The sequence below is a fragment of the Extensimonas vulgaris genome, from assembly GCF_003337425.1.
Taxonomy (GTDB): domain Bacteria; phylum Pseudomonadota; class Gammaproteobacteria; order Burkholderiales; family Burkholderiaceae_C; genus Extensimonas; species Extensimonas vulgaris.
This window is the reverse complement of the sequence record NZ_QPJU01000004.1, coordinates 124,196-144,610: the sequence shown is the minus strand read 5'-3', so window position 1 is coordinate 144,610 and position 20,415 is coordinate 124,196. Positions and strand designations below refer to the sequence as shown.

Below are 20,415 nucleotides of genomic sequence, written 5' to 3'. Positions count from 1 at the left end.
TCACTTTTCGCGCGTCGTCGCCTCGAAGCGGTACACCAGATACGCCGGCCCCACGAGGTGGATCTCGCGCGAATACTTGAACGACACCTGCACCTTGTCATCGACTTTGGTGACCTCGAGGTCCGAGCCCTTGATGGCGTTGATGTCGTCGATCGCAGCGGCGCGATCGAAGGCATCGCGCACCCCTTTCACGGTGGTTTCATTCCTGGCCTTCTCGATCGCTTTCTTGGCAGCGACGTACTCGAGAAAAATGGGTACCGACTGGCTGCCGATGGCAAACGCCGCGACGATGAACAGCACCAGGAAAATCAGGCCAAAAAATGTGATTCCACGCTGGCGGTGCGCATGCTTGGCGCTATGCAATTTCATATACCGTCCCTCCCTATCGATGGTTGCAGCGCGGTCAGTCGAAGGTGCCTACACGCTTGGGGTTGCTGAAGTTCATCCAGATCAGCACGGCCTTGCCCACGATGTTCGCCTCGGGCACGAAGCCCCAGTAGCGCGAATCGAGCGAATTGTCGCGGTTGTCACCCATCATGAAGTAATGCCCGGCAGGCACCTTGCAGACCACGCCCTCGATGCTGTAGCGGCAGTTGTCGCGGTAGGCAAACTGGCTTGCGCCCTGCACGAAAGCCGGCACCTCGGGGTTGTTGAGCATGCGGTGCGGGCGTGCGCCCAGGTATTCCTCGAACTGCGGAAAGTAACGCATCGCATCGGCGTCGAAAAAATCGGGCAACGGTACGGTCTTGACCGGTTTGCCGTTGATGGTCAGGCGCTTGTTCAGGTATGCCACCTCGTCGCCCGGCACGCCGACCACGCGCTTGATGTAATCCACGCTGGGTTTGGGCGGGTAGCGAAACACCACCACGTCGCCGCGCTGCAGTGGCGCGCCTTGCGTGAGGCGCGTATGGATCACGGGCAGGCGCACGCCGTAGGTAAATTTGTTCACCAGGATCAGATCGCCCACGAGCAGCGTCGGAATCATCGAGCCCGAGGGAATCTTGAAAGGCTCGAACAGAAACGAGCGCAGCAAAAACACCGCCGCAATGACCGGAAACAGCCCCGCCGTCCAGTCGAGCCACCACGGCTGGCGCAGCAGTTTTTGTTGGGCCTCTTCGACGTCGAGGTCCACCTTTTCGATGCCCAGACGGTCGAGCTCGGTGCGGCGTTGCGCGGCGGCAGCGGCGACGGCCTGCGCGGCACGGCGGCGGCGCGGCAGAAAGTAAAAGCGCTCGGCCAGCCAGTACGCGGCCGTGACCACCGTGGCCAGAAAGAGCAGCAGTTCGAAGTCGCCCTCGAGGGCGCCAAAGTACCAGGCGCCCATGTAGCCGGCAAAGGCCGCGAGCACGAGGGCGGTGAGCGTTTGCATGAACGGCATCAGTCTTCCACCTGCAAAATGGCCAGGAAAGCCTCTTGGGGCACTTCTACCGATCCGATCTGTTTCATGCGTTTCTTGCCTGCTTTTTGTTTTTCGAGGAGCTTGCGCTTGCGCGTGATGTCACCGCCGTAGCATTTTGCCAGCACGTTCTTGCGCAGCGCCTTGACGGTTTCGCGCGCGATGATGTTCGAGCCAATGGCCGCCTGAATGGCCACGTCGAACTGCTGGCGGCTGATGATCTCGCGCATCTTGGCCACCACGGCGCGCCCACGGAACTGCGCCTGCGAGCGGTGCACGATGATGGAGAGCGCATCGACGCGCTCGCCGTTGAGCAGGATATCGACCTTGACCACGTCCGAGGGGCGGTATTCCTTGAACTCGTAGTCCATGCTCGCGTAGCCGCGGCTCACGGATTTGAGCTTGTCGAAGAAGTCGAGCACGATCTCGCCCAGCGGCATCTCGTAGGTCAGCATCACCTGGCGGCCGTGGTAGGCCATGTTGATCTGCACGCCGCGCTTTTGGTTCGCGAGCGTCATCACGGGCCCCACGTAGTCCTGCGGCATGTACAGGTGCACGGTGACGATGGGCTCGCGGATTTCGCGGATCTGGCCCTGCTCGGGCATTTTCGAGGGGTTCTCGACCATGAGAACCTCGCCGTCGCCCCGCACCACCTGATAGACCACGCTGGGCGCGGTGGTGATGAGGTCCTGGTCGAACTCGCGCTCAAGGCGCTCCTGCACGATCTCCATGTGCAGCAGGCCCAGAAAGCCGCAGCGAAAGCCAAAACCCAGCGCCTGCGACACCTCGGGCTCGTACTGCAGCGCGGCGTCGTTGAGCTGCAGTTTTTCGAGTGCATCGCGCAGCGCGTCGTATTCGGACGCCTCGGTCGGGTACAGGCCCGCGAACACCTGCGGCTTGACCTCCTTGAAGCCCGGCAGCGGCGTCTCGGCCGGGCCGGCGTTGTTGGGCAGCTTTTTCTCGAGCGTGATGGTGTCGCCCACGCGCGCGGCCTTGAGCTCCTTGATGCCCGCGATCACGTAGCCCACCTCACCCGCTTTGAGCGCCTCGCGCGGCTGGTTCGCGGGCGTGAACACGCCCAGGCCATTGGCCTCGTACACCGCGCCCGTGGCCATGAGCTTGATACGCTCGCCTTTTTTGAGCTCGCCATCGACCACGCGCACGAGCATCACCACGCCCACGTAGCTGTCGAACCAGCTGTCGATGATCATCGCGCGCAAGGGGCCCTGCGGGTTGCCGCGCGGCGGCGGCACCTTGGCGACGATGGCTTCGAGAATCTCGTCTATGCCCATGCCGGTCTTGGCCGAGCACGGAATGGCCTCGGAGGCGTCGATGCCGATCACGTCCTCGATCTCGGCCTTGGCGCGCTCGGGGTCGGCCTGCGGTAGATCCATCTTATTGAGCACGGGCAGCACTTCCACGCCCAGATCGAGCGCGGTGTAGCAGTTGGCCACGGTCTGCGCCTCCACGCCCTGCGAGGCATCGACGACCAGCAGCGCGCCCTCGCAGGCCGAGAGCGAGCGGCTCACCTCGTACGAAAAGTCCACGTGGCCGGGCGTGTCGATCAGGTTGAGCTGGTAGGTCTGCCCGTCGCGCGCACGGTATTGCAGCGCCGCGGTCTGCGCCTTGATGGTGATGCCGCGCTCTTTTTCGATGTCCATCGAATCGAGCACCTGCTCGCTCATCTCGCGCTCGGACAGGCCGCCGGAGCGCGCAATCAGCCGGTCGGCCAATGTCGATTTGCCGTGGTCTATGTGCGCGATGATGGAAAAATTGCGAATGTGGTTCATCAAGAAATACAACACGACTTACGCAAATCGGGCTCAGGCAAGGCGCTCGCCCCAGGGCAAAACACGCTGCGGCATCCTTGTTTGCGTAAGTCCAATACAAGAAAAAAGGCGCGTCCGGTGCGGCGCGCCCTGAACTGTCCCTTTTTATGAGAGGCGCCGCATTTTAGGCCAGCAGCGCTCCCAGCCCGGCGATGTGCGGCCCAGGGACGTTTGCCTACCGCTCCCGCCTCACTTGGCCGGGCGGATCAAGGTGTATTGCACCCAATCGCCGCGGCGGAACAGCACGTTCAGCGGCTTGCCCTTGTCGGCGCGCGCGAGGGCGGCCTCGAAGTCTTTGACGCTCAAAATTTCGACGTTCGCCACCGCGAGAATAATGTCGCCCTCGCGCAGACCCGCGCGCGCCGCCGGGCCCACGGCCTGCGTCACGAGCACGCCGCCGCGCAGCTTGAGCTCCTTCTTCTGCGCCTCGGTCAACGGCCGTACCGCGAGGCCCAGCTGCTGCGCCGCAGATGAAGGCTTGCCCTCGCGTTCGCTCGGCTGGGCCACGGGTTCGTCGGGCTCGACCTCGGCCACGAGCACCGACAAATCCTTGCTCTTGCCACGCCGGAACACCGTGATCGTGCTGCGCGTGCCCGGCTTGGTGTTGCCCACGAGGCGCGGCAGGTCGCTGAGTTTTTCGATCGGCTTGCCGTCGAAGCGCGTGATGATGTCGCCCGGCTCCACGCCGGCCTTGTCCGCGGGCGAGCCCGCTTCCACGCCCGTGACCAGCGCGCCCATGGGCTTGCCCAGGCCGATCGATTCGGCGATGTCCTTGGTCACCGGCCCGATCTGCACGCCGATGCGTCCGCGGATCACGCGCCCCGTGGTGCGCAGCTGCTCGCTCACGCGCATGGCCTCGTCGATCGGGATCGCGAACGAAATGCCCATGTAGCCGCCCGAGCGCGAATAAATCTGGCTGTTGATACCCACGACCTCGCCGCGCATGTTGATCAGCGGCCCGCCCGAATTGCCGGGGTTGATGGCCACGTCGGTCTGGATGAAGGGCACGTAGTCGCCCGTGTCGCGCTGCTTGGCGCTCACGATGCCGGCGGTGACCGAGTTTTCGAGCCCGAAGGGCGAGCCGATCGCGATCACCCACTCGCCGACCTTGAGGCGGTTCACGTCGCCGATCTTCACGGCCGGCAGGCCCGTGGCGTTGATCTTGACCAGGGCGACGTCGGTGCGCTTGTCGCTGCCGATGATCTTGGCCTTGAACTCGCGTTTGTCGGTGAGCGTGACGATGACCTCGTCCGCACCTTCGACCACGTGCGCGTTCGTCATCACATAGCCGTCCGAACTCAGGATGAAGCCCGAGCCCAGGCCCACGGGCTGCTCCTCCTGTGGCTGCGGGCGCTGCGGCTTTTGCTGGCGCGGCACACTGGGCACCGGAAAGCCGAAGCGCCGCAAGAATTCGAGCATGTCCTCGTCCATCCCATCCATGCCCAAACTTGGCGCCGAAACGCGCTCGAGCGTGCGGATGTTGACCACCGACGGCCCCACCTGTTCGACCAGGTCGGTGAAATCGGGCAAGGTGCGCACCACGACTCCCGGCTGCGCCTGCGCCGCGTTCACGGGCGCGAGCGAGCCGACGCCCGCGCCTACGAGCATGGCGAACAGCGCCAGGGCGGAAAACTTTTTCCAAAGCGTTTGAAACATCGTGAACCTTCTTTCTTTTCTTGTGACCAGGTCAATCGATCGACGGAGCAAAAACCATTGAGAGCGGCATGCGGCGCAGAGGTTCCGCTCTAGTGTAGTGTTCGACGCTATCTGCGACATAAAACCGCGTCTTTTCGGCCTGGGCCGCGTTGCAAATCCTCGCGATACCGCCCGGTATCGCTGCGGTTTGTGCCTTGCCCAGACCAAAAATCCATCGGTTTTATTTGTCGCATCGAGCGACAAACAAGCCGCAAAGCGCACGCCAACCTATGTCGGTGAGGCTGCGCCTATTTCAACCCAGCGTCGAAACGCCCGCTGAGCAACTCCGGCAGCCGCTCCACGCCCATGCGAAAGCCGCAGGCTTGCGCGTGGCCGCCGCCGCCCATGCTCTCGGCCAGCGGGATGCAGTCGAAGTTGCGCTGCGAGCGCAAACCCGCTTTGACGCCCTTGTCGCCCGCGCTCCACAGCAGCGCAAAGGTCTGCGAGCGCGCCGACAGCATGTCGCCCACCAGGCTGTGGAACATGCCGGGCGCGTTCACCATCAGCCCCGCGATGCCGTTGAACACCAGCGGCTGCGCGCCCTCGGCGATGTCGGCTGCAAGCTTGCGGAATTTTTCATCCATGGCTGCACCGCGCGCGGTGAAAGCCGCGAGCTGCTCGGGCGTGAACGCGGCAATCTCCTGCCAACGTGCAAAGTCCTGCGGCTCCAAATCCAGGGCGGCGAGGAAGGCCGCACTTTCAGGAAATTCCCACTTCCAGAGGTCACGATCCTCGATGTAGCGCACCAGCGCCGGCACCGGCACCTGCGGCTGGAAAAACTCCCAAGCCAGGCGCGCGCCGGACTTGCGCATATCGAAGTGCAGCACGGCGTGCCGGCCTGCATATCCGCGCAGCTGGTCGGCGGCGCTCTTGTGGTGGTCGAGCAGGACGAGCCGCGCCGCACGTGCTTCGATCGCATGCAGCAATTCGGGCGCGAACGCGAAATCGAGCACGTAAACGGCACGCCCATCGAGCGGCGGCAGATCATCGAGCGAGCGCACGTCGCCATGGTCGAGCGCGACATATTCGGCGCGCGCGCCATACAACAACCAGGCCGCGAAGGCCGCAGCGAAACCGTCGGGGCAGCGGCGTCCGTGGTACAAAATCAGCGGCCGGGGGTCGTCCACGCTCGGCGCCACCGGCAGCGGCAAAAGAGAATGTTGTGTCATGGCCGGGATTGTGGGGCATGCCCGATGTCTCCACCGCACACGCGGGCAAGAACAAGGGCCAAGGAACTAACCAAACGTTTGTTCAGCGCTTTTGGCTCCGCATACAATCGTGGCCTTTTCCATGGCGGGTCGCAGATGCCGCGTGCCCGCTCCCGCAACCCTTCTGAACGACCCGCAACAATGACGAACGAAGAAATCCTCGCCAAATATGGCCCGCGCGAAGCCATGGAATACGACGTGGTCATCGTGGGCGCCGGGCCGGGGGGCCTGGCCACCGCGATCCGCCTCAAGCAGCTGGCCGCCGAACAAGGCACCGACGTCTCGGTGGTCGTGCTCGAAAAAGGTTCGGCTCCGGGCGCGCACATCCTCTCGGGCGCGATCATGGACCCGAGGGCTCTGACCGAGCTGTTCCCCAACTGGAAGGAACTAGGCGCACCGCTGAACCAGCCCGTGACCGACGACGCCTACGTCTTTCTGGGCGAAAAGTCCTCGTTTCGCGTGCCCAACATGTTCTTGCCGCCGTTTGCGCACAACCACGGCAACTACATCATTAGCCTGGGCAACGTCACGCGCTGGCTCGCCGAGCAGGCCGAAGCGCTGGGCGTGGAAATTTTCCCCGGCTTCCCCGCAGCCGAAGTCCTCTACACCGAGGATGGCAAGGTCAAAGGCGTGGCCACGGGCAATATGGGTATAGGAAAAGATGGCGAGCCCACGCCCGACTTCCAACTCGGCATGGAATTGCACGCCAAATACACCATCTTTGCCGAGGGCGCGCGCGGCCACCTGGGCAAGCAGCTGATCGCGCGCTATGCGCTCGACGCAGGCTGCGACCCGCAGAGCTTCGGCATCGGCATCAAAGAGCTGTGGGAGATCGACCCTGCACGCCATCAGCCGGGCTTCGTCATGCACACCGCGGGCTGGCCCATGGACAGCAAAACCTACGGCGGCGCCTTCCTCTACCACATGGAGGACAACAAGGTGGCGCTGGGCTTCGTCACGGGATTGAACTACACCAACCCCTACCTGAGCCCGTTCGAGGAGTTCCAGCGCTGGAAGACACACCCCAACATCCGCTGGTACCTCGAAGGCGATGCATCCAAGGGCATCCAGCCCGGCAAGCGCCTGAGCTATGGCGCCCGCGCCATCAATGCGAGCGGGATCAACTCTTTGCCCAAGACGATCTTCCCGGGCGGCGCGCTCATCGGTTGCGACGCGGGCTACCTCAACGTCAGCCGCATCAAAGGCAGTCACGCCGCGATCAAGAGCGGCATGCTCGCGGCCGAAGCGGCTTATGACGCCATCGTGGCCGGGCGCCAGCACGACGAACTCACGGCCTACCCCAAAGCGTTCGAAGAGAGCTGGCTGCACACCGAACTCAACAAAGACCGCAACTTCAAAAACTGGTTCAAGTACGGCTTGACGGTGGGCACGGTGATGAATGGCTTCGAGCAATTCGTGCTGCGCGGCCATATCCCTTGGACGCTGCACCGCGAAAAACCCGACCACGCCTACCTCAAACCCGCGGCCGAGTGTCAACCCATCGCCTATCCCAAGCCCGACGGCAAGCTCACCTTCGACCGGCTCTCCAGCGTGTTCCTGAGCAACACCAACCACGCGGAAAACCAGCCATCGCACCTCACGCTCAAGGACCCCGAGGTGCCCGTGAAGATCAACCTCGCCATCTACGCCGGCCCCGAGAGCCGCTACTGCCCTGCCGGCGTGTATGAGTTCGTCCCCGACGAATCCAAGGGCGGCAATGCCCAACGCCTGCAGATCAACGCGCAAAATTGCGTGCATTGCAAGACTTGCGACATCAAAGACCCGACACAAAACATCGTCTGGGTCACGCCCGAAGGCGGCGGCGGGCCAAATTACGTAGGCATGTGACAGCGCGCCAAGACTACTTTTTCAGTAGCATTTAGCGCTTGATGGGCCTGCATTGCGGGCCCTTTTCGTTTCAATTTCCGAAAATGCCCGCCAAGGCATGCCAAGGCGCATTCCGTGGCTAAGAGGCGCCGTGGCGCATGACCGCGGGACGCTGCAGGCGCGGTTGCGGATCTTCGCCGGGCGGCAGACTGAGCACACGGCGCAGCCTGATTTGCGCTTCCAGCCCGCCCGAACGCGCGTTCGCCAAAGTCAAGCGGCCGCCCATGCGCTGCACGGTTTTGTCGACGATGGACAAGCCCAGCCCGGCCCCGGCCGCGGCCGTGCGTGCCGCATCGCCGCGGAAAAAAGGCTTGGTGAGGTTGGCCAGCTGCTCGGGCGGCACACCGGGGCCGTGGTCGCGCAGCCTGAGCAGCACCCAGTCGTCCTGCGCCTTCGCGGCGATGTCCACCTGGGTGATTTCGGTGCCCGGCGTCTTGCCGTAGCGGCGCGCGTTTTCGAGCAGGTTGGAGATCACGCGCGCGAGCTCGACCTCGTCGGCCAGCACATTCAGGTCTTCGGGCACGGCCATGCGAATCTGCACCGCATGGTGGTTTTGCAGGGCGTACACACAGGAAGACACGACGCCGTGCAGATTCACCGGCGTGAGCGTGGCGTGGTCGGGGCGCGCATAGTCGAGGAACTTGTCTATGGTCGCATCGAGCTGCACGATGTCGGCCACCATGTGTGCGCGCGCCACCTCGTCGGTGACGCTCATTTCGGTTTCGAGCCGCAAGCGCGCGAGCGGTGTGCGCAGGTCGTGCGAAATGCCTGCAAGCATCACGGCGCGGTCCTGCTCGAGCTTTGCGAGGCGCTCGGCCATGCGGTTGAAGCCGATGTTGACCTCGCGCACTTCGCTCGTCGAGACGTTCTCGTCGAGATGGCTGGCCGCGAAATCGCCCTCGCGTACGCGGCTGGTCGCGTACGACAGCTGCTTGAGCGGGCGGTTGATGAGCCGCGCGATCACCGCGGCGCCCGCGAGCGAAAGCAGCCCCACCATCGCGAGCCAGATCAGCCAGGTGCGCCCGCCAGCAAGACTGAAGCGCGCCTGGTCCATGCGCAGCCAGTTCGGATCGCCATTGATGCTAAAGCCCACCCACAGACCTGGCTCGCCGTTCACGCTCTGCGCCACGATGGTGTCGGGGCCCAGGCGGCGCGCGAGTTCCTCCGTCAGCCGCCGCGCGAGCGCCGAGCCCGCCAACGGCTCATAGCGGTCGCCGGGCTCGCGCGGCATGATGCGCACGCCCTCCTGCTCGGCCATGGTCTTGATCAGCGACACGCGCGCGATCGGGTCGGCGTGCACCAGCGCCGCGCGGCTCAGGTTGACCAGCGAGGCTGCCTGCTGCGCCATCTGCAGCGAACGCGGCTCGAATTCGAGCACGCGCAAAATCTGCAGCCATGCGAGGATGCTGCCTGCGAGCAGCAGGGCAAGCAGGAAAAATGTGCGCCAAAAAAGGTTGAGCCTCAGACTGGCGCGGGGCTTGCGCGGCTTGTTCTCAGCGCTGGCCTCTGGCGACTCCAGCGGCGCCGGCATCGTGAGCTCCGCAGCCACTTCCTCAACGTTGACCTGCGACTCCCGGAAGGCCGAATGTCCACCCGATTGCGGCATGGCCATCAGCTCGTTCCATCCGGCACGAACACGTAGCCCACGCCCCACACGGTCTGGATGTAGCGCGGCGTCGCCGGGTCGGCCTCGATCAGCTTGCGCAGGCGCGAAATCTGCACGTCCAGGCTGCGATCGAAAGGCTCGAACTCGCGCCCGCGCGCCAGCAGCGCCAGCTTTTCGCGCGACAGCGGCTGGCGCGGATGCCGCACCAGCGCCTTGAGCATGGCGAATTCGCCCGTGGTCAGAGGCAGCTCTTCGTCGTTGCGGCGCAGCACGCGCGTGCCCAAGTCAAAGGTGAAGGGGCCGAAAGTGACGACCTCGTTCTCCCCCGAGGGCGCACCGGGTGCCTCGGGCACGGGGCGGCGGCGCAGCACGGCGTGGATGCGTGCGAGCAGTTCGCGCGGATTGAAGGGCTTGCCGAGGTAGTCGTCCGCCCCCACCTCGAGCCCGACGATGCGATCCACGTCCTCGCCCTTGGCCGTGAGCATGATGATGGGCGTGCGGTCGTTCGCGGCGCGCAGGCGGCGGCAGATCGACAGGCCGTCCTCGCCCGGCATCATGAGGTCGAGCACGATGAGATCGACCGCTTCGCGCAGCAAAATGCGGTTCAGCGCCTTGCCGTCCTCGGCCAGCATGACTTCAAAGCCCTCCTGTGTGAGGTAGCGGCGCAGCAGATCGCGGATGCGTGCGTCGTCGTCCACGACCAGAATCTTGTCGGTGCGGTTGCTCGTGGTATTCATCATGACTCCAGGTCGAATTTGTAACAACGGCAATTCTGACCAGCTTGCAGCGCGAAACTCCCGTTTTTGCGCCAGCCCTGACGCACTGTTACAAGTCTTGCTGCGCCGTACCGTGCGTTTTCTGCGCCTTCACGTGCCGTCTGCACGCAGGTGCCTATCCTCTGCCAATCCCTTACGGCTCAGGAGTTCCTGCCATGCCAAGGATCAAATCCAGCCCCCCTTGGCGGCGTGCGCAGGCGCTGTTGCCAAGGCTCCGCGGATTGCCGCGGGCCTTGCGGCTCTCGCAATGGCGGGGGAACCGTCCTCCCGCGTCCGCCTGAACAATGAAGGCGAAAATGCGCTCGGGCATGTACCGGGATTGCCAAAATCCGACGGTTTGCACGAAGTCATCACGCCTTCCCTCCACTACCACTGGCGCTCAACACCCCTCCCCCCACCATGCAGCAAGACCCCCTGATCGCCAAGGCCCTGAAGTCCGAATTGCAAGACCGAAATCTCTGGAAAACCCGCATCGTCGTACTCGTTTTTGGCGCTTTTTCAGGCCTCACCGTGGTGGCGCTCACCTGGCTGGGCGAGCGCGCCTCGAACCTGTTCGAGCACGCACGCGCAATGGCGTTCTGGCTCCCCTTGCTCTGGACGCCGGCCTGGACGGCGCTGATTGTCTGGATGACACGCCGCTGGGCCCCGGGTGCTGCGGGCTCCGGCATTCCTCAGGTCATGGCAGCACTCCATCCAGGCGTGACCGGCACACCGTGGAAGTCCCTTTACGTGTCGTTTCGACTCAGCGTGGCCAAGATCGCGTTGACCGCTTTGGGGCTACTGGGTGGTCTTTCACAAGGGCGGGAAGGTCCTTCGGTGCAGATCGGAGCCGGGATCATGCATTCAGCCCGCCATTGGTTACCGCCCAAAGCCGCCGTTTCGCCGCACGGCTTGTTGATCGCGGGAGGGGCGGCGGGCATCGCCGCGGCATTCAACACACCGCTGGGTGGCATCATGTTTGCCATCGAAGAGCTGTCCCGCCGCCCGGAACAACGCAATAACGGCCTCCTCATGGCGGCCATCATTCTTGCCGGCATCATGGGCATATCGGCATATGGCAATGCCACCTACTTCGGCATCATTCGCGTCGCAGCGGTGGGCTGGTCCTTGTGGTGGCCGGCGGTACTGGTGGCCGTGGTCTGCGGACTGGCGGGAGGGCTGTTTTCGCGCCTGCTCATCCGCTCGCTTTCCGAGCGCTCGCCCGACCGGCTGACCCAATTGCGCCAGCAATACCCCATCCGGTTCGCAGCCGCATGTGGATTGGCCGTAGCCGTCATGGGCCTCGTCTCCGACGGCGCCGTCTTTGGCTCAGGCTATGCATACAACCGGGCTTTGCTGGAAGGAGGAACGGACACCAATCCCTTGTATGCCTTGTTGAAATTTCTCGCCACCTGGCTCACGGCCTGGTCCGGAGCGCCAGGCGGTATTTTTGCCCCAGCGCTGTCGATCGGCGGTGCGCTGGGGCACGACATAGCCCTGCTGACCGGCCATGTGGACACGCCGACTCTCATCGCGTTGGGAATGGCCGCCTTTCTCTCTGCCGTGACGCAGGCCCCCATGACGTCCTTCATCATCGTGATGGAGATGGTGGACGGCCACAGTCTCGTGCTGAGCCTCATGGCCTGCAGCCTGCTCGCTTCCGGCGTATCGCGCCTGATCAGCCGACCTCTTTATCCGGGCCTGGCCGAACTCCAGCTGCGACGTCTTCCCACGCCGGTGGAACCAACGGCGTTGCATGGATTCACCCAGGAGCCGAACCACAAGGGGCGAAGCTCATGAATTCACCAGCATCAAGATCGAAAATAGGCCTTGGCGCCCCTGCCGACCGACCCGCTGATGGCATGATTTCCGTTCGTCACTTCACAACCCAAACTTCCTCTGCCATGACCGAACCTCGCTTGAACTACGTCCTTTGCCCTGGTGCGGCTTCCCCCCGCAGCCCGCTGGTCGCCCCTGACGCACCGGCGGCCGACCTCGGGCAGCACCGCATGGCCTATTGGGAATGGAACGACACCGGCAACCCCGCGCACCCGCACGTGGTGCTGTGCGTGCACGGCCTCTCGCGCCAGGGGCGCGACTTCGACGCGCTGGCACGTGCCCTGAGCCGGCATGCGCGCGTGGTCTGCCCCGACATGCCCGGGCGCGGGCGCAGCGATTGGCTTGCCGACCCCATGGCCTACGCCGTGCCACAGTACGTCGCCGACATCCTCGCCCTGCTCGCGCAGTTGCAGCGCGAGGCTCCCATCCAGACGCTGGACTGGGTCGGCACCAGCATGGGCGGCTTGATCGGCATGGCCATCTGCGGCCAGCCAGGGCTTTGCATCCCCGACGACCCGAACGCCACCGGCCAGGCCGTGGGCAGCCACTGGCCGCTCAGCGTGCCCGTGCGCCGGCTCGTGCTCAACGACATCGGCCCCCGCATCGATGCACAGGGGTTGCAGCGCATCGGCCAATATCTTGGCCAGCCCGTGCGCTACGACACCCTGGAGCAAGCCGCCGAGGCGCTGCGCTCGACCTTGAGCGGCCCGCACCGGCAGGAAGACTGGCTCACGCTCACGCGCCACATGGTGCGCCCCGCGCCCGATGGCGGGCTGTTGCTGCATTACGACCCGGACATCGCCCAAGCCTTCCGCGCCGCGCCGCCGGGCGCCGCAGCGCAGGGCGAGGCGCAAATGTGGCAGCTCTACGACCGCATCCGCGCGCGCACGCTGCTGCTGCGCGGGCTCGAGTCCGACATCCTCTCGGCCGAGACGGCGCAGGCCATGGCGCAGCGCGGGCCGCGCGCGCAAGTCGTCGAATTCCCGGGCGTGGGCCACGCGCCCACGCTGGTCACGCCCGACCAGATCGCGCCCGTGGTCGAATTTTTGCTCGCCCCTGAGCCGCACCCCGCCGGATGAAGTCGCAAGCCTCGGGCGCAGTCGCGCCTCCATTGCCGCAAGCTTCCGCGCAACTGCCGCACCTTGTCGCAGCCACGCGGCACACGCTGGCCGACCAGGTCGGCGCGCTCACGCGCGCGCGCCTGTTTGCCGAGCCGCTGCTCGCTGGCGAGACGCTGGACTCGGGCGAGAACACGCTCGCGCACGCCGACGCAATGGCCGAAATCCTCAAAACCATGGGCGGCTCCGAGGCCATGCAGGCTGCGAGCTACTTGGTCTATGCCTGCGACCACCTCACCAAACCCGAAGAGGTCATCGCCAAAGCCTTCGGCGCCGACTTTGCCAAGCTGGCCGTCGAGACCACCAAGCTCATGCGCGTGCAGCGCCAGGCGCGCGGCGCGCAGCAGCTCGACGACCCTGCCCTGCAGGCCGAAAACGTGCGCAAGATGCTGCTCGCCTTCTCGCGCGATCTGCGCGTAGTGATGCTGCGTCTGGCTTCGCGCCTGCAAACGCTGCGCTTTCACGCAGCGAGCAAGCGCCCGGCCTCACCGAACCTGGCGCGCGAATCGCTGCAGGTATTTGCACCGCTCGCGAACCGGCTGGGCATCTGGCAGATCAAGTGGGAGCTCGAAGACCTGTCGTTTCGCTTCCTCGAGCCCGACACCTACAAACAGGTCGCACGCCTGCTCGACGAAAAGCGCGCCGAGCGCGAGCTCGCCATGGAGCAGCTGCGCGCCCAGCTCGAAGCCGACCTGCGTGCGCACAGCATCAGCGCCACCGTGCAGGGGCGCCCCAAGCACATCTACAGCATCGTCAAAAAGATGCGCGGCAAGTCGCTCGACTTCGACCAGGTGTTCGACATCCGCGCGCTGCGCGTGATCGTGCCCACCGTGAAGGACTGCTACGCCGCGCTCTCGTGGGTACACGAGCGCTTCACGCCCATCGTCGAGCAGTTCGACGACTACATCGCGCGCCCCAAGCCCAACGGCTACCAGTCGCTGCACACCGTGGTGCGCGATGCCAGCGGCAAGCCCGTCGAAATCCAGATCCGCACCCAGGCCATGCACGAACATGCCGAGCATGGCGTGGCCGCGCACTGGGCCTACAAAGAGGCCGGCAGCAAGGGCTACGCAGGCGTGTCTGCCGACAGCGAATACGACGCCAAGATCGCCGTGCTGCGCCAGCTGCTGGCCTGGCAGAGCGACCTCGTGGGCGAAGCGCGGCACAGCAGCCTGTTCGAAGACCGCATCTACGTGCTCACGCCCGACGCCGCGGTGATCGAGCTGCCGCAGGGCGCCACGCCCGTCGATTTCGCCTACGCGGTGCACACCAGCCTGGGCCACCGCTGCCGCGGCGCGCGCGTCGATGGCGTCATGGTGCCGCTCAACACACCACTGCACAACGGCCAGACGGTCGAAATCATCGCCGCCAAGGACGAGGAGCGCCCCTCGCGCGACTGGCTCAACGCCGAGCTTGGTTACCTCACGAGCCCGCGTGCACGCGCCAAGGTTCGCGCCTGGTTCAACGCCCAGGCCATGCACGAAACCATCGCGCGCGGGCGTGAAGCTGTCGAAAAACTGCTGCAGCGCGAAGGCAAGACGGCCCTCAAGCTTGACGAGCTCGCCACCCAGCTCGGCTTCAAATCGGCTGACGCGCTCTTCGAGGTCGTGGGCAAGGACGAATACTCGCTGCGCAACATTGAAAACCTGCTGCGCCCGCCACCCGAGCCCGAAGCCACGCCGCAAGACCTGCCGGCCTTCAAAAAGGCGCGTGCCAGCGCCTCGGCGCACCGCAGCGGCGTGCTCGTGGTCGGCGTCGATTCGCTTATGACGCAGCTCGCCAAATGCTGCAAACCCGCGCCGCCCGACGCCATCGGCGGCTTCGTCACACGCGGCAAGGGCGTGAGCGTACACCGCGCCGACTGCAGCAATTTCCGCGAACTGGCCGCGCGCAACCCCGAGCGCGTGATCGAAGTCGAATGGGGCACGCCCAAAGAAGCCAGCCCCGTTTACCCGGTCGATATCGCCATCGAAGCCGCCGACCGCCAGGGCCTGCTGCGCGACATCTCGGACGTGTTCGCACGCGAAAAGACCAACGTCATCGGCGTGCAAACCCAGTCCGTCAAAGGAACGGCGTGGATGACCTTCACGGTCGAAGTCAGCGACGCCGGCCGCCTGAACAAGGTGCTGGGCATCGTCGCAAATGTGGCCGGCGTGCGCTGGGCGCGGCGGCGTTGACACATGGGGTGATTTGCGCTGCAGCACACCCGTCTGAATCCATTCAGACGGCTCTTTTTGCGCCCGCTTCCCCCTCGCAGCCTGTCGGACTTTGGAATCGTCGGCTGCGGTGCATTCTCGCTATCGACGCCCACCGTTCGACAGGCTGATCGGCAAGACCCATCCCAACACCGTCAATTCCAGAGGGGCTGATTGGCAGGTTGGCAGATTCATCGGCAGCAGATTCATCGGCAAATTTTGCTGCTATAATCTATGTTTTCGAACAAACACAGGCGCGTAGCTCAGCTGGTTAGAGCACCACCTTGACATGGTGGGGGTCGTTGGTTCGAGTCCAATCGCGCCTACCAACACGACAAGCCCGACACACTCATGTGTGCCGGGCTTTTTCGTAGGTATCTCTGGGAGATTTTCACCGGAACGTAAAAAGATCACGGGGTATGGAAGCCCTAGCAGCCTGTCGGACTTTGGAATCGTCGGCTGCGAATGCGCCGCAGCGGCCCATTTTTTACCGTCTTCTTGCCCCATAGCACCGCTATGGGGCTGCGAATCCGGCAAAAACTGGCCTCGCTGGGGCACCTTCTCGCTTTCGACGCCCAAAGTCCGACAGGCTGCTAGCGCGCCCTCTGCGATGCACACGGGGCATGCTTACTCCTGAAATAGGCTCTGATGGTTTTGCTGCGCAAAGGGCTATTTGAATGGAAGCGACGGGTTCGAATTCAACCCAGAATGTTCCAACCCATTAGGACGCGGGATGATTTGGCTCCTCGACCTGGGCTCGAACCAGGGACCTACGGATTAACAGTCCGGCGCTCTACCGACTGAGCTATCGAGGAATGATCGGCAAATCTATTGCATTGGCACGTACAGACTTGAAACCGTCTTTTCATGCCAAGGCCTTGCGAATCGCAAGACCTGAAATTTTGGCTCCTCGACCTGGGCTCGAACCAGGGACCTACGGATTAACAGTCCGGCGCTCTACCGACTGAGCTATCGAGGAATAAGCCCACAATTATATACGCATAAACCGGTCATTTCACCTCGACCAGCCCATCCAGCCCACTCTGAACGACACAACCGGGGCAATCTATTCAGACAAAGCGCACAACAACTCGGTCTCTATAGCGATTTGTCGCGCGTTGTCGTGCAGTTCTGCGCCGGCGATGAGGAAAGTGTCTTCGACACGCTCACCCAGGGTGGTGACTTTGGCCAACTGCACGCTCAGGTGGTGCTGTGCAAGGATGCGCGCCACGAGGTAGAGCAGGCCGGCGCGGTCGCTCGCCGAGATGCTGAGCAGCCAGTGCTGCGCCTTCTCGTCGGGCTGCAGCGTGACGCGCGGCGCCACGGGGAAGCTCTTGACGCGGCGCGAGACGCGCTTGCGGCCGGGCTCGGGCAAGGGGCCGGTGTCTTGAATCGCGCGCACGAGGTCGTTTTCGACCATGTGGATGAGTTCGCGGTAGTGGCCCGGCTGGTTCGCCGCGACGACCTGGAAAGTGTCGAGCGCGTGCCCGGTGCGCGTGGTGTGCACCCGCGCGTCCAGGATGCTGAAGCCCGCGCGGTCGAAATAGCCGCAGATGCGCGCAAACAGGTCGGGCTGGTCGGGCGTATAGACCAGCACCTGCAAGCCCTCGCCTGCAAGCGACTCGCGCGCGCGCACCACGGGGTACGGCGCATTGACGTGCCGCGAGAGGTGGCGTGTATGCCAGGCGATGTCGGCCGCCTCGTGGCGCATGAAGTAGCTCACGTCCAGCGTGTCCCACAGAGCCTTGTGCGCCTCGAACGGCTGCGCGTGCAGGTTCAGCAGCACCAGCGCCTCGCGCTTGCGCGCTTCGACCTCGGCGGCCGGGTCGGGGGCACGCCCTCCGAGCACGCGCAGCGTGGCGCGGTACAGGTCTTCGAGCAGTTTGCCCTTCCAGGCGTTCCACACCTTGGGGCTGGTGCCACGGATGTCGGCCACGGTGAGCAGGTACAGCGCAGTGAGGTAGCGCTCGTTGCCCACACGCTGCGCAAACGCGGCGATCACTTGCGGGTCGGAGAGGTCTTCTTTTTGCGCGACGCGGCTCATGCTGAGGTGCTCGCGCACGAGGAATTCGATCAGTTTGGCGTCCTCACGCGCGATGCCGTGCTGGTGGCAAAAGCGCCGCGCCTCCATGGCGCCGATCAGCGAATGGTCGCCGCCGCGCCCCTTGCCGATGTCGTGGAACAGCGCCGCGACGTAGAGCAGCCAGGGCTTGTCCCAACCGGCCGCGAGTTGCGAGCAAAACGGGTATTCGTGCGCATGCTCGGCCATGAAAAAGCGCCGCACGTTGCGCAGCACCATGAGGATGTGCTGATCGACCGTATAGACGTGGAACAGGTCGTGCTGCATCTGCCCCACGATGCGCCGAAACGGCCACAGGTAGCGTCCGAGCACCGAGGTCTGGTTCATGAGCCGCATGGCGTGCGTGATGCCCGCAGGCTGCTGCAGGATGCGCAAAAAGGTGGCGCGGTTCACCGGGTCACGGCGGAACTGCGCGTCCATGACGCCGCGCGCGTTGTAAAGCGCCCGCAGCGTGCGCGCCGACAGCCCTTTGATGCCCACCGTGGTTTCGTAGAGCAAAAAGGTTTCGAGGATCGCGTGCGGTTCGCGCTGGTACAGGTCATCGCTTGCGACTTCGAGCAGGTTGGCCTTTTCGTAAAAGCGTTCGTTGATCGGGCGCAGCGCGTGCGTGCTGGGGTTGAGGTGCTCCTCGATGTTGCGCAGCAGCACCTGTGCGAGCTGGGTCACGGCCTTGGCCGCCCAGTAGTAGCGGCGCATCAGGCTCTCGCTCGCGCGCATGGGCAACGGGCTGCCGTCGGGCGCTTGCGAGCGGTAGCCGAAGGATTCGGCCACGGCGGTTTGCAGGTCGAACACGAGCCGGTCTTCGCGCCGCCCGGCGAGCGCATGCAGGCGCGCGCGGATCAGTGACAGCAGCGCCTCGTTGCGCGCGAGGTGCCGCACCTCGATGGCCGTGGCCATGCCGCTCGCACCGAGCTCGCGCCAGTTGCGGCCCAGGCCCGCAGCGCGCGCGACCCACAAGATGGTCTGCAGATCGCGCAGGCCGCCGGGTGACTCCTTGCAGTTGGGCTCGAGCGCATAAGGCGTGTTTTCGTACTTGGTGTAGCGCTGGCGCATCTCCAGCGTCTTGGCGATGAAGAAGGCATGCGGATCGATCTGCGTGCGGAACTGCTGCTCGAACTCGTCGCACAAGGCGCGGCTGCCGCAAATCCAGCGCGCTTCGAGCAAGGAGGTCTGCACCGTCACGTCCTGCGCCGCTTCGGCCAGGCACTGCGCCGCGGTGCGCACGCTCGAGCCGATCTCCAGCCCCGCGTCCCAGCAGCTGCCGACGAAGCGCTCTATGCGCGCACGCAATCCGTCTTCACATTCGGGGCTGCAGTGCGGCGGCAGCAGCAAGAGCACGTCGATGTCGGAATACGGAAACAACTGCGCCCGCCCATAGCCGCCCACGGCGAGCAGGGCCATGTCGGGCGGCAACTCGGCCCGCTGCCACAGCGTGCGCAACAGGCCGTCGGCCAGGGCGGCAAAGCGGCGCAGCAAGGCGTGGATGTTGCGCGTGGAGGCGCCGCCCCCTTGCTGCAACTGCGCCAGCAATGCGGCCTTGTCGCGCCGGAAGGCGTCGCGCAGGGTTTGCAGGGCCGGCGCGTCGTGCGCCAGCGCGGTATCGGGCGTGACTGCGGTGGGGGGTGGGCTGGCGGGAAGCGATGACATGCCGATGTCCTATGCAAAAAGCATGCGCGTAAGGATCACGGCCACCGCCAACGCGACGGTGCGGTTTAGGCCGGCACGGTGGGCGCTGCGGCTGCAGGGGCGGCTGGGCCCGCTGCGGCAGAACCGACGCTCGGCTGGCCTGCGCCGCGCGGGCGGGCAATCTCGGGCGGCACGAAGGCAGGCGCGGGCGGCGCACCGGCCGAGAGGCTCAGCACCTCGACGCCGGTTTCCGTCACGAGCACGGTGTGCTCCCACTGCGCCGACAGGCTGCGGTCTTTGGTGACGATGGTCCAGCCGTCGTTGCCGAATTCTTTGACCTCGCGCCGACCGGCGTTGATCATGGGTTCTATGGTGAACACCATGCCGGGGCGCAATTCTTCGAGCGTGCCGGGGCGGCCGTAGTGCAGCACCTGGGGCTCTTCGTGGAACTTGCGCCCTATGCCATGGCCGCAAAATTCGCGCACCACCGAGTAGCCGTGCCCTTCGGCGTATTTTTGGATCGCGTGGCCGATGTCGCCCAGGTGCGCACCGGGGCGCACCTGCATGATGCCCAGCCACATGGCCTCGTAGGTCACGGTGCACAGGCGCCGCGCGGCGATCGAGCCCTCACCCACGATATACATGCGGCTCGTGTCGCCATACCAGCCGGCCTTGGTGACCACGGTGACATCGACGTTCACGATGTCGCCCTTTTTGAGCGGCTTGTCGCTGGGGATGCCGTGGCAGACGACGTGGTTGACCGAAGTGCACAGCGAGGCCGGATACGGCGGATAGCCGGGCGGCTGGTAGCCCACGGTGGCCGACACCGTGCCCTGGCGCGCCATGCACTCTGCGCCCAGGCGGTCGATTTCTTTGGTGCTGATGCCGGGGCGGATGTGCGGGGCGATGTAGTCCAGCACTTCGGCCGCGAGGCGGCACGCTTCGCGCATGCCTTCGATGTCCTCGGCGGATTTGATGGTGATGCTCATGCAAATGATTATCCCATCGGGCTTTTGACCTTGCAGGGGCTGGCGCCATACGAAGCAGCGCCGCATGGCGACGGGCTTGCCGCACGCGGACGATGCACGCCGGCCATGCTGGCCTTGCAAAGACGCTCGGTAAAATCCCCGCCCTGCCCCGTATTTCGCCTTCGCATGGCCGCCGACAGCGCGGCATCGCGC

At 64.7% G+C, this 20,415-nt stretch carries 12 protein-coding genes, 3 tRNA genes and 1 pseudogene; 5 read left to right on the top strand and 11 right to left on the bottom strand.

What is annotated here, in order from left to right; all coding sequences use genetic code 11:
- From DFR45_RS07750 to DFR45_RS07730, 5 genes are all read right to left on the bottom strand, one after another.
- On the bottom strand, positions 1–369 hold the full coding sequence (locus DFR45_RS07750) for a DUF4845 domain-containing protein (RefSeq protein ID WP_114483129.1): 369 nt from the start codon (positions 367–369) through the stop codon (positions 1–3).
- 34 nt (positions 370–403) lie between these two features.
- A complete protein-coding gene (gene lepB, locus DFR45_RS07745) occupies positions 404–1,378 on the bottom strand; it encodes a signal peptidase I (RefSeq protein WP_114483128.1) in 975 nt (324 codons plus the stop codon).
- Positions 1,378–3,186, bottom strand: coding sequence for a translation elongation factor 4 (gene lepA, locus DFR45_RS07740; protein ID WP_114483127.1), 1,809 nt, complete (start codon positions 3,184–3,186; stop codon positions 1,378–1,380). Before lepA ends, lepB begins: the two co-directional genes overlap by 1 nt.
- Before the next feature lie 228 nt (positions 3,187–3,414).
- Positions 3,415–4,833 carry a DegQ family serine endoprotease gene (locus tag DFR45_RS07735; protein WP_421782214.1) on the bottom strand — a complete coding sequence of 473 codons (1,419 nt, stop codon included), beginning with the start codon at positions 4,831–4,833 and terminating at the stop codon, positions 3,415–3,417.
- 335 nt (positions 4,834–5,168) lie between these two features.
- Entirely contained in the window at positions 5,169–6,089 is a 921-nt protein-coding gene (locus DFR45_RS07730; RefSeq protein ID WP_114483125.1) for a DHH family phosphoesterase, read from the bottom strand.
- A gap of 180 nt (positions 6,090–6,269) precedes the next feature.
- Here DFR45_RS07730 and DFR45_RS07725 point away from each other — a divergent pair, with 180 nt between their 5' ends.
- Positions 6,270–7,976: an electron transfer flavoprotein-ubiquinone oxidoreductase gene (locus tag DFR45_RS07725; protein WP_114483124.1), complete on the top strand. Its 1,707-nt coding sequence runs from the start codon at positions 6,270–6,272 to the stop codon at positions 7,974–7,976.
- A 118-nt stretch (positions 7,977–8,094) separates the two neighbouring features.
- Here the strand turns inward: DFR45_RS07725 and DFR45_RS07720 are convergent, their stop codons facing one another.
- Positions 8,095–9,546 (bottom strand): sensor histidine kinase, encoded by a 1,452-nt coding sequence (locus DFR45_RS07720; protein ID WP_114483242.1) that lies wholly within the window; start codon positions 9,544–9,546, stop codon positions 8,095–8,097.
- Between the two features lie 80 nt (positions 9,547–9,626).
- Entirely contained in the window at positions 9,627–10,358 is a 732-nt protein-coding gene (gene ompR, locus DFR45_RS07715) for an osmolarity response regulator transcription factor OmpR (RefSeq protein ID WP_114483241.1), read from the bottom strand.
- Between the two features lie 438 nt (positions 10,359–10,796).
- Here ompR and DFR45_RS07710 point away from each other — a divergent pair, with 438 nt between their 5' ends.
- The 4 genes from DFR45_RS07710 (at position 10,797) to DFR45_RS07695 (ending at position 15,857) form a co-directional block, all read left to right on the top strand.
- On the top strand, positions 10,797–12,176 hold the full coding sequence (locus tag DFR45_RS07710) for a chloride channel protein (protein ID WP_114483123.1): 1,380 nt from the start codon (positions 10,797–10,799) through the stop codon (positions 12,174–12,176).
- A gap of 104 nt (positions 12,177–12,280) precedes the next feature.
- Entirely contained in the window at positions 12,281–13,294 is a 1,014-nt protein-coding gene (locus DFR45_RS07705) for an alpha/beta fold hydrolase (protein WP_114483122.1), read from the top strand.
- Positions 13,291–15,510, top strand: coding sequence for a RelA/SpoT family protein (locus DFR45_RS07700; RefSeq protein ID WP_114483121.1), 2,220 nt, complete (start codon positions 13,291–13,293; stop codon positions 15,508–15,510). The genes DFR45_RS07705 and DFR45_RS07700 overlap by 4 nt, the downstream gene beginning before the upstream one ends.
- 270 nt (positions 15,511–15,780) lie before the next feature.
- Positions 15,781–15,857 (top strand) — tRNA-Val (locus tag DFR45_RS07695).
- A 410-nt stretch (positions 15,858–16,267) separates the two neighbouring features.
- Here DFR45_RS07695 and DFR45_RS07690 read toward each other — a convergent pair.
- The 4 genes and pseudogenes from DFR45_RS07690 to map form a co-directional block, all read right to left on the bottom strand.
- Positions 16,268–16,343: transfer RNA gene (locus DFR45_RS07690), tRNA-Asn, on the bottom strand.
- 88 nt (positions 16,344–16,431) lie between these two features.
- A tRNA-Asn gene (locus tag DFR45_RS07685) sits at positions 16,432–16,507 on the bottom strand.
- A gap of 87 nt (positions 16,508–16,594) precedes the next feature.
- The gene (locus DFR45_RS07680) at positions 16,595–19,255 is read right to left on the bottom strand and encodes a [protein-PII] uridylyltransferase (protein ID WP_114483120.1); all 2,661 of its coding nucleotides are present in this window, start codon (positions 19,253–19,255) and stop codon (positions 16,595–16,597) included.
- A gap of 170 nt (positions 19,256–19,425) precedes the next feature.
- Positions 19,426–20,223: pseudogene (gene map, locus DFR45_RS07675) on the bottom strand (type I methionyl aminopeptidase); the annotation flags it as partial.
- Between the last annotated feature and the right edge of the window lie 192 nt (positions 20,224–20,415).

What these genes read in the sequence shown, in the direction of transcription:
- DFR45_RS07730 (WP_114483125.1), bottom strand. Translation starts at nt 6,089, where the DNA reads ATGACACAACATTCTCTTTTGCCGCTGCCGGTGGCGCCGAGCGTGGAC.
- DFR45_RS07710 (WP_114483123.1), top strand. Translation starts at nt 10,797, where the DNA reads ATGCAGCAAGACCCCCTGATCGCCAAGGCCCTGAAGTCCGAATTGCAA.
- DFR45_RS07725 (WP_114483124.1), top strand. Translation starts at nt 6,270, where the DNA reads ATGACGAACGAAGAAATCCTCGCCAAATATGGCCCGCGCGAAGCCATG.
- DFR45_RS07720 (WP_114483242.1), bottom strand. Translation starts at nt 9,546, where the DNA reads ATGCCGGCGCCGCTGGAGTCGCCAGAGGCCAGCGCTGAGAACAAGCCG.
- DFR45_RS07705 (WP_114483122.1), top strand. Translation starts at nt 12,281, where the DNA reads ATGACCGAACCTCGCTTGAACTACGTCCTTTGCCCTGGTGCGGCTTCC.
- DFR45_RS07700 (WP_114483121.1), top strand. Translation starts at nt 13,291, where the DNA reads ATGAAGTCGCAAGCCTCGGGCGCAGTCGCGCCTCCATTGCCGCAAGCT.
- DFR45_RS07735 (WP_421782214.1), bottom strand. Translation starts at nt 4,833, where the DNA reads ATGCTCGTAGGCGCGGGCGTCGGCTCGCTCGCGCCCGTGAACGCGGCG.
- lepA (WP_114483127.1), bottom strand. Translation starts at nt 3,186, where the DNA reads ATGAACCACATTCGCAATTTTTCCATCATCGCGCACATAGACCACGGC.
- DFR45_RS07750 (WP_114483129.1), bottom strand. Translation starts at nt 369, where the DNA reads ATGAAATTGCATAGCGCCAAGCATGCGCACCGCCAGCGTGGAATCACA.
- DFR45_RS07680 (WP_114483120.1), bottom strand. Translation starts at nt 19,255, where the DNA reads ATGTCATCGCTTCCCGCCAGCCCACCCCCCACCGCAGTCACGCCCGAT.
- ompR (WP_114483241.1), bottom strand. Translation starts at nt 10,358, where the DNA reads ATGAATACCACGAGCAACCGCACCGACAAGATTCTGGTCGTGGACGAC.
- lepB (WP_114483128.1), bottom strand. Translation starts at nt 1,378, where the DNA reads ATGCCGTTCATGCAAACGCTCACCGCCCTCGTGCTCGCGGCCTTTGCC.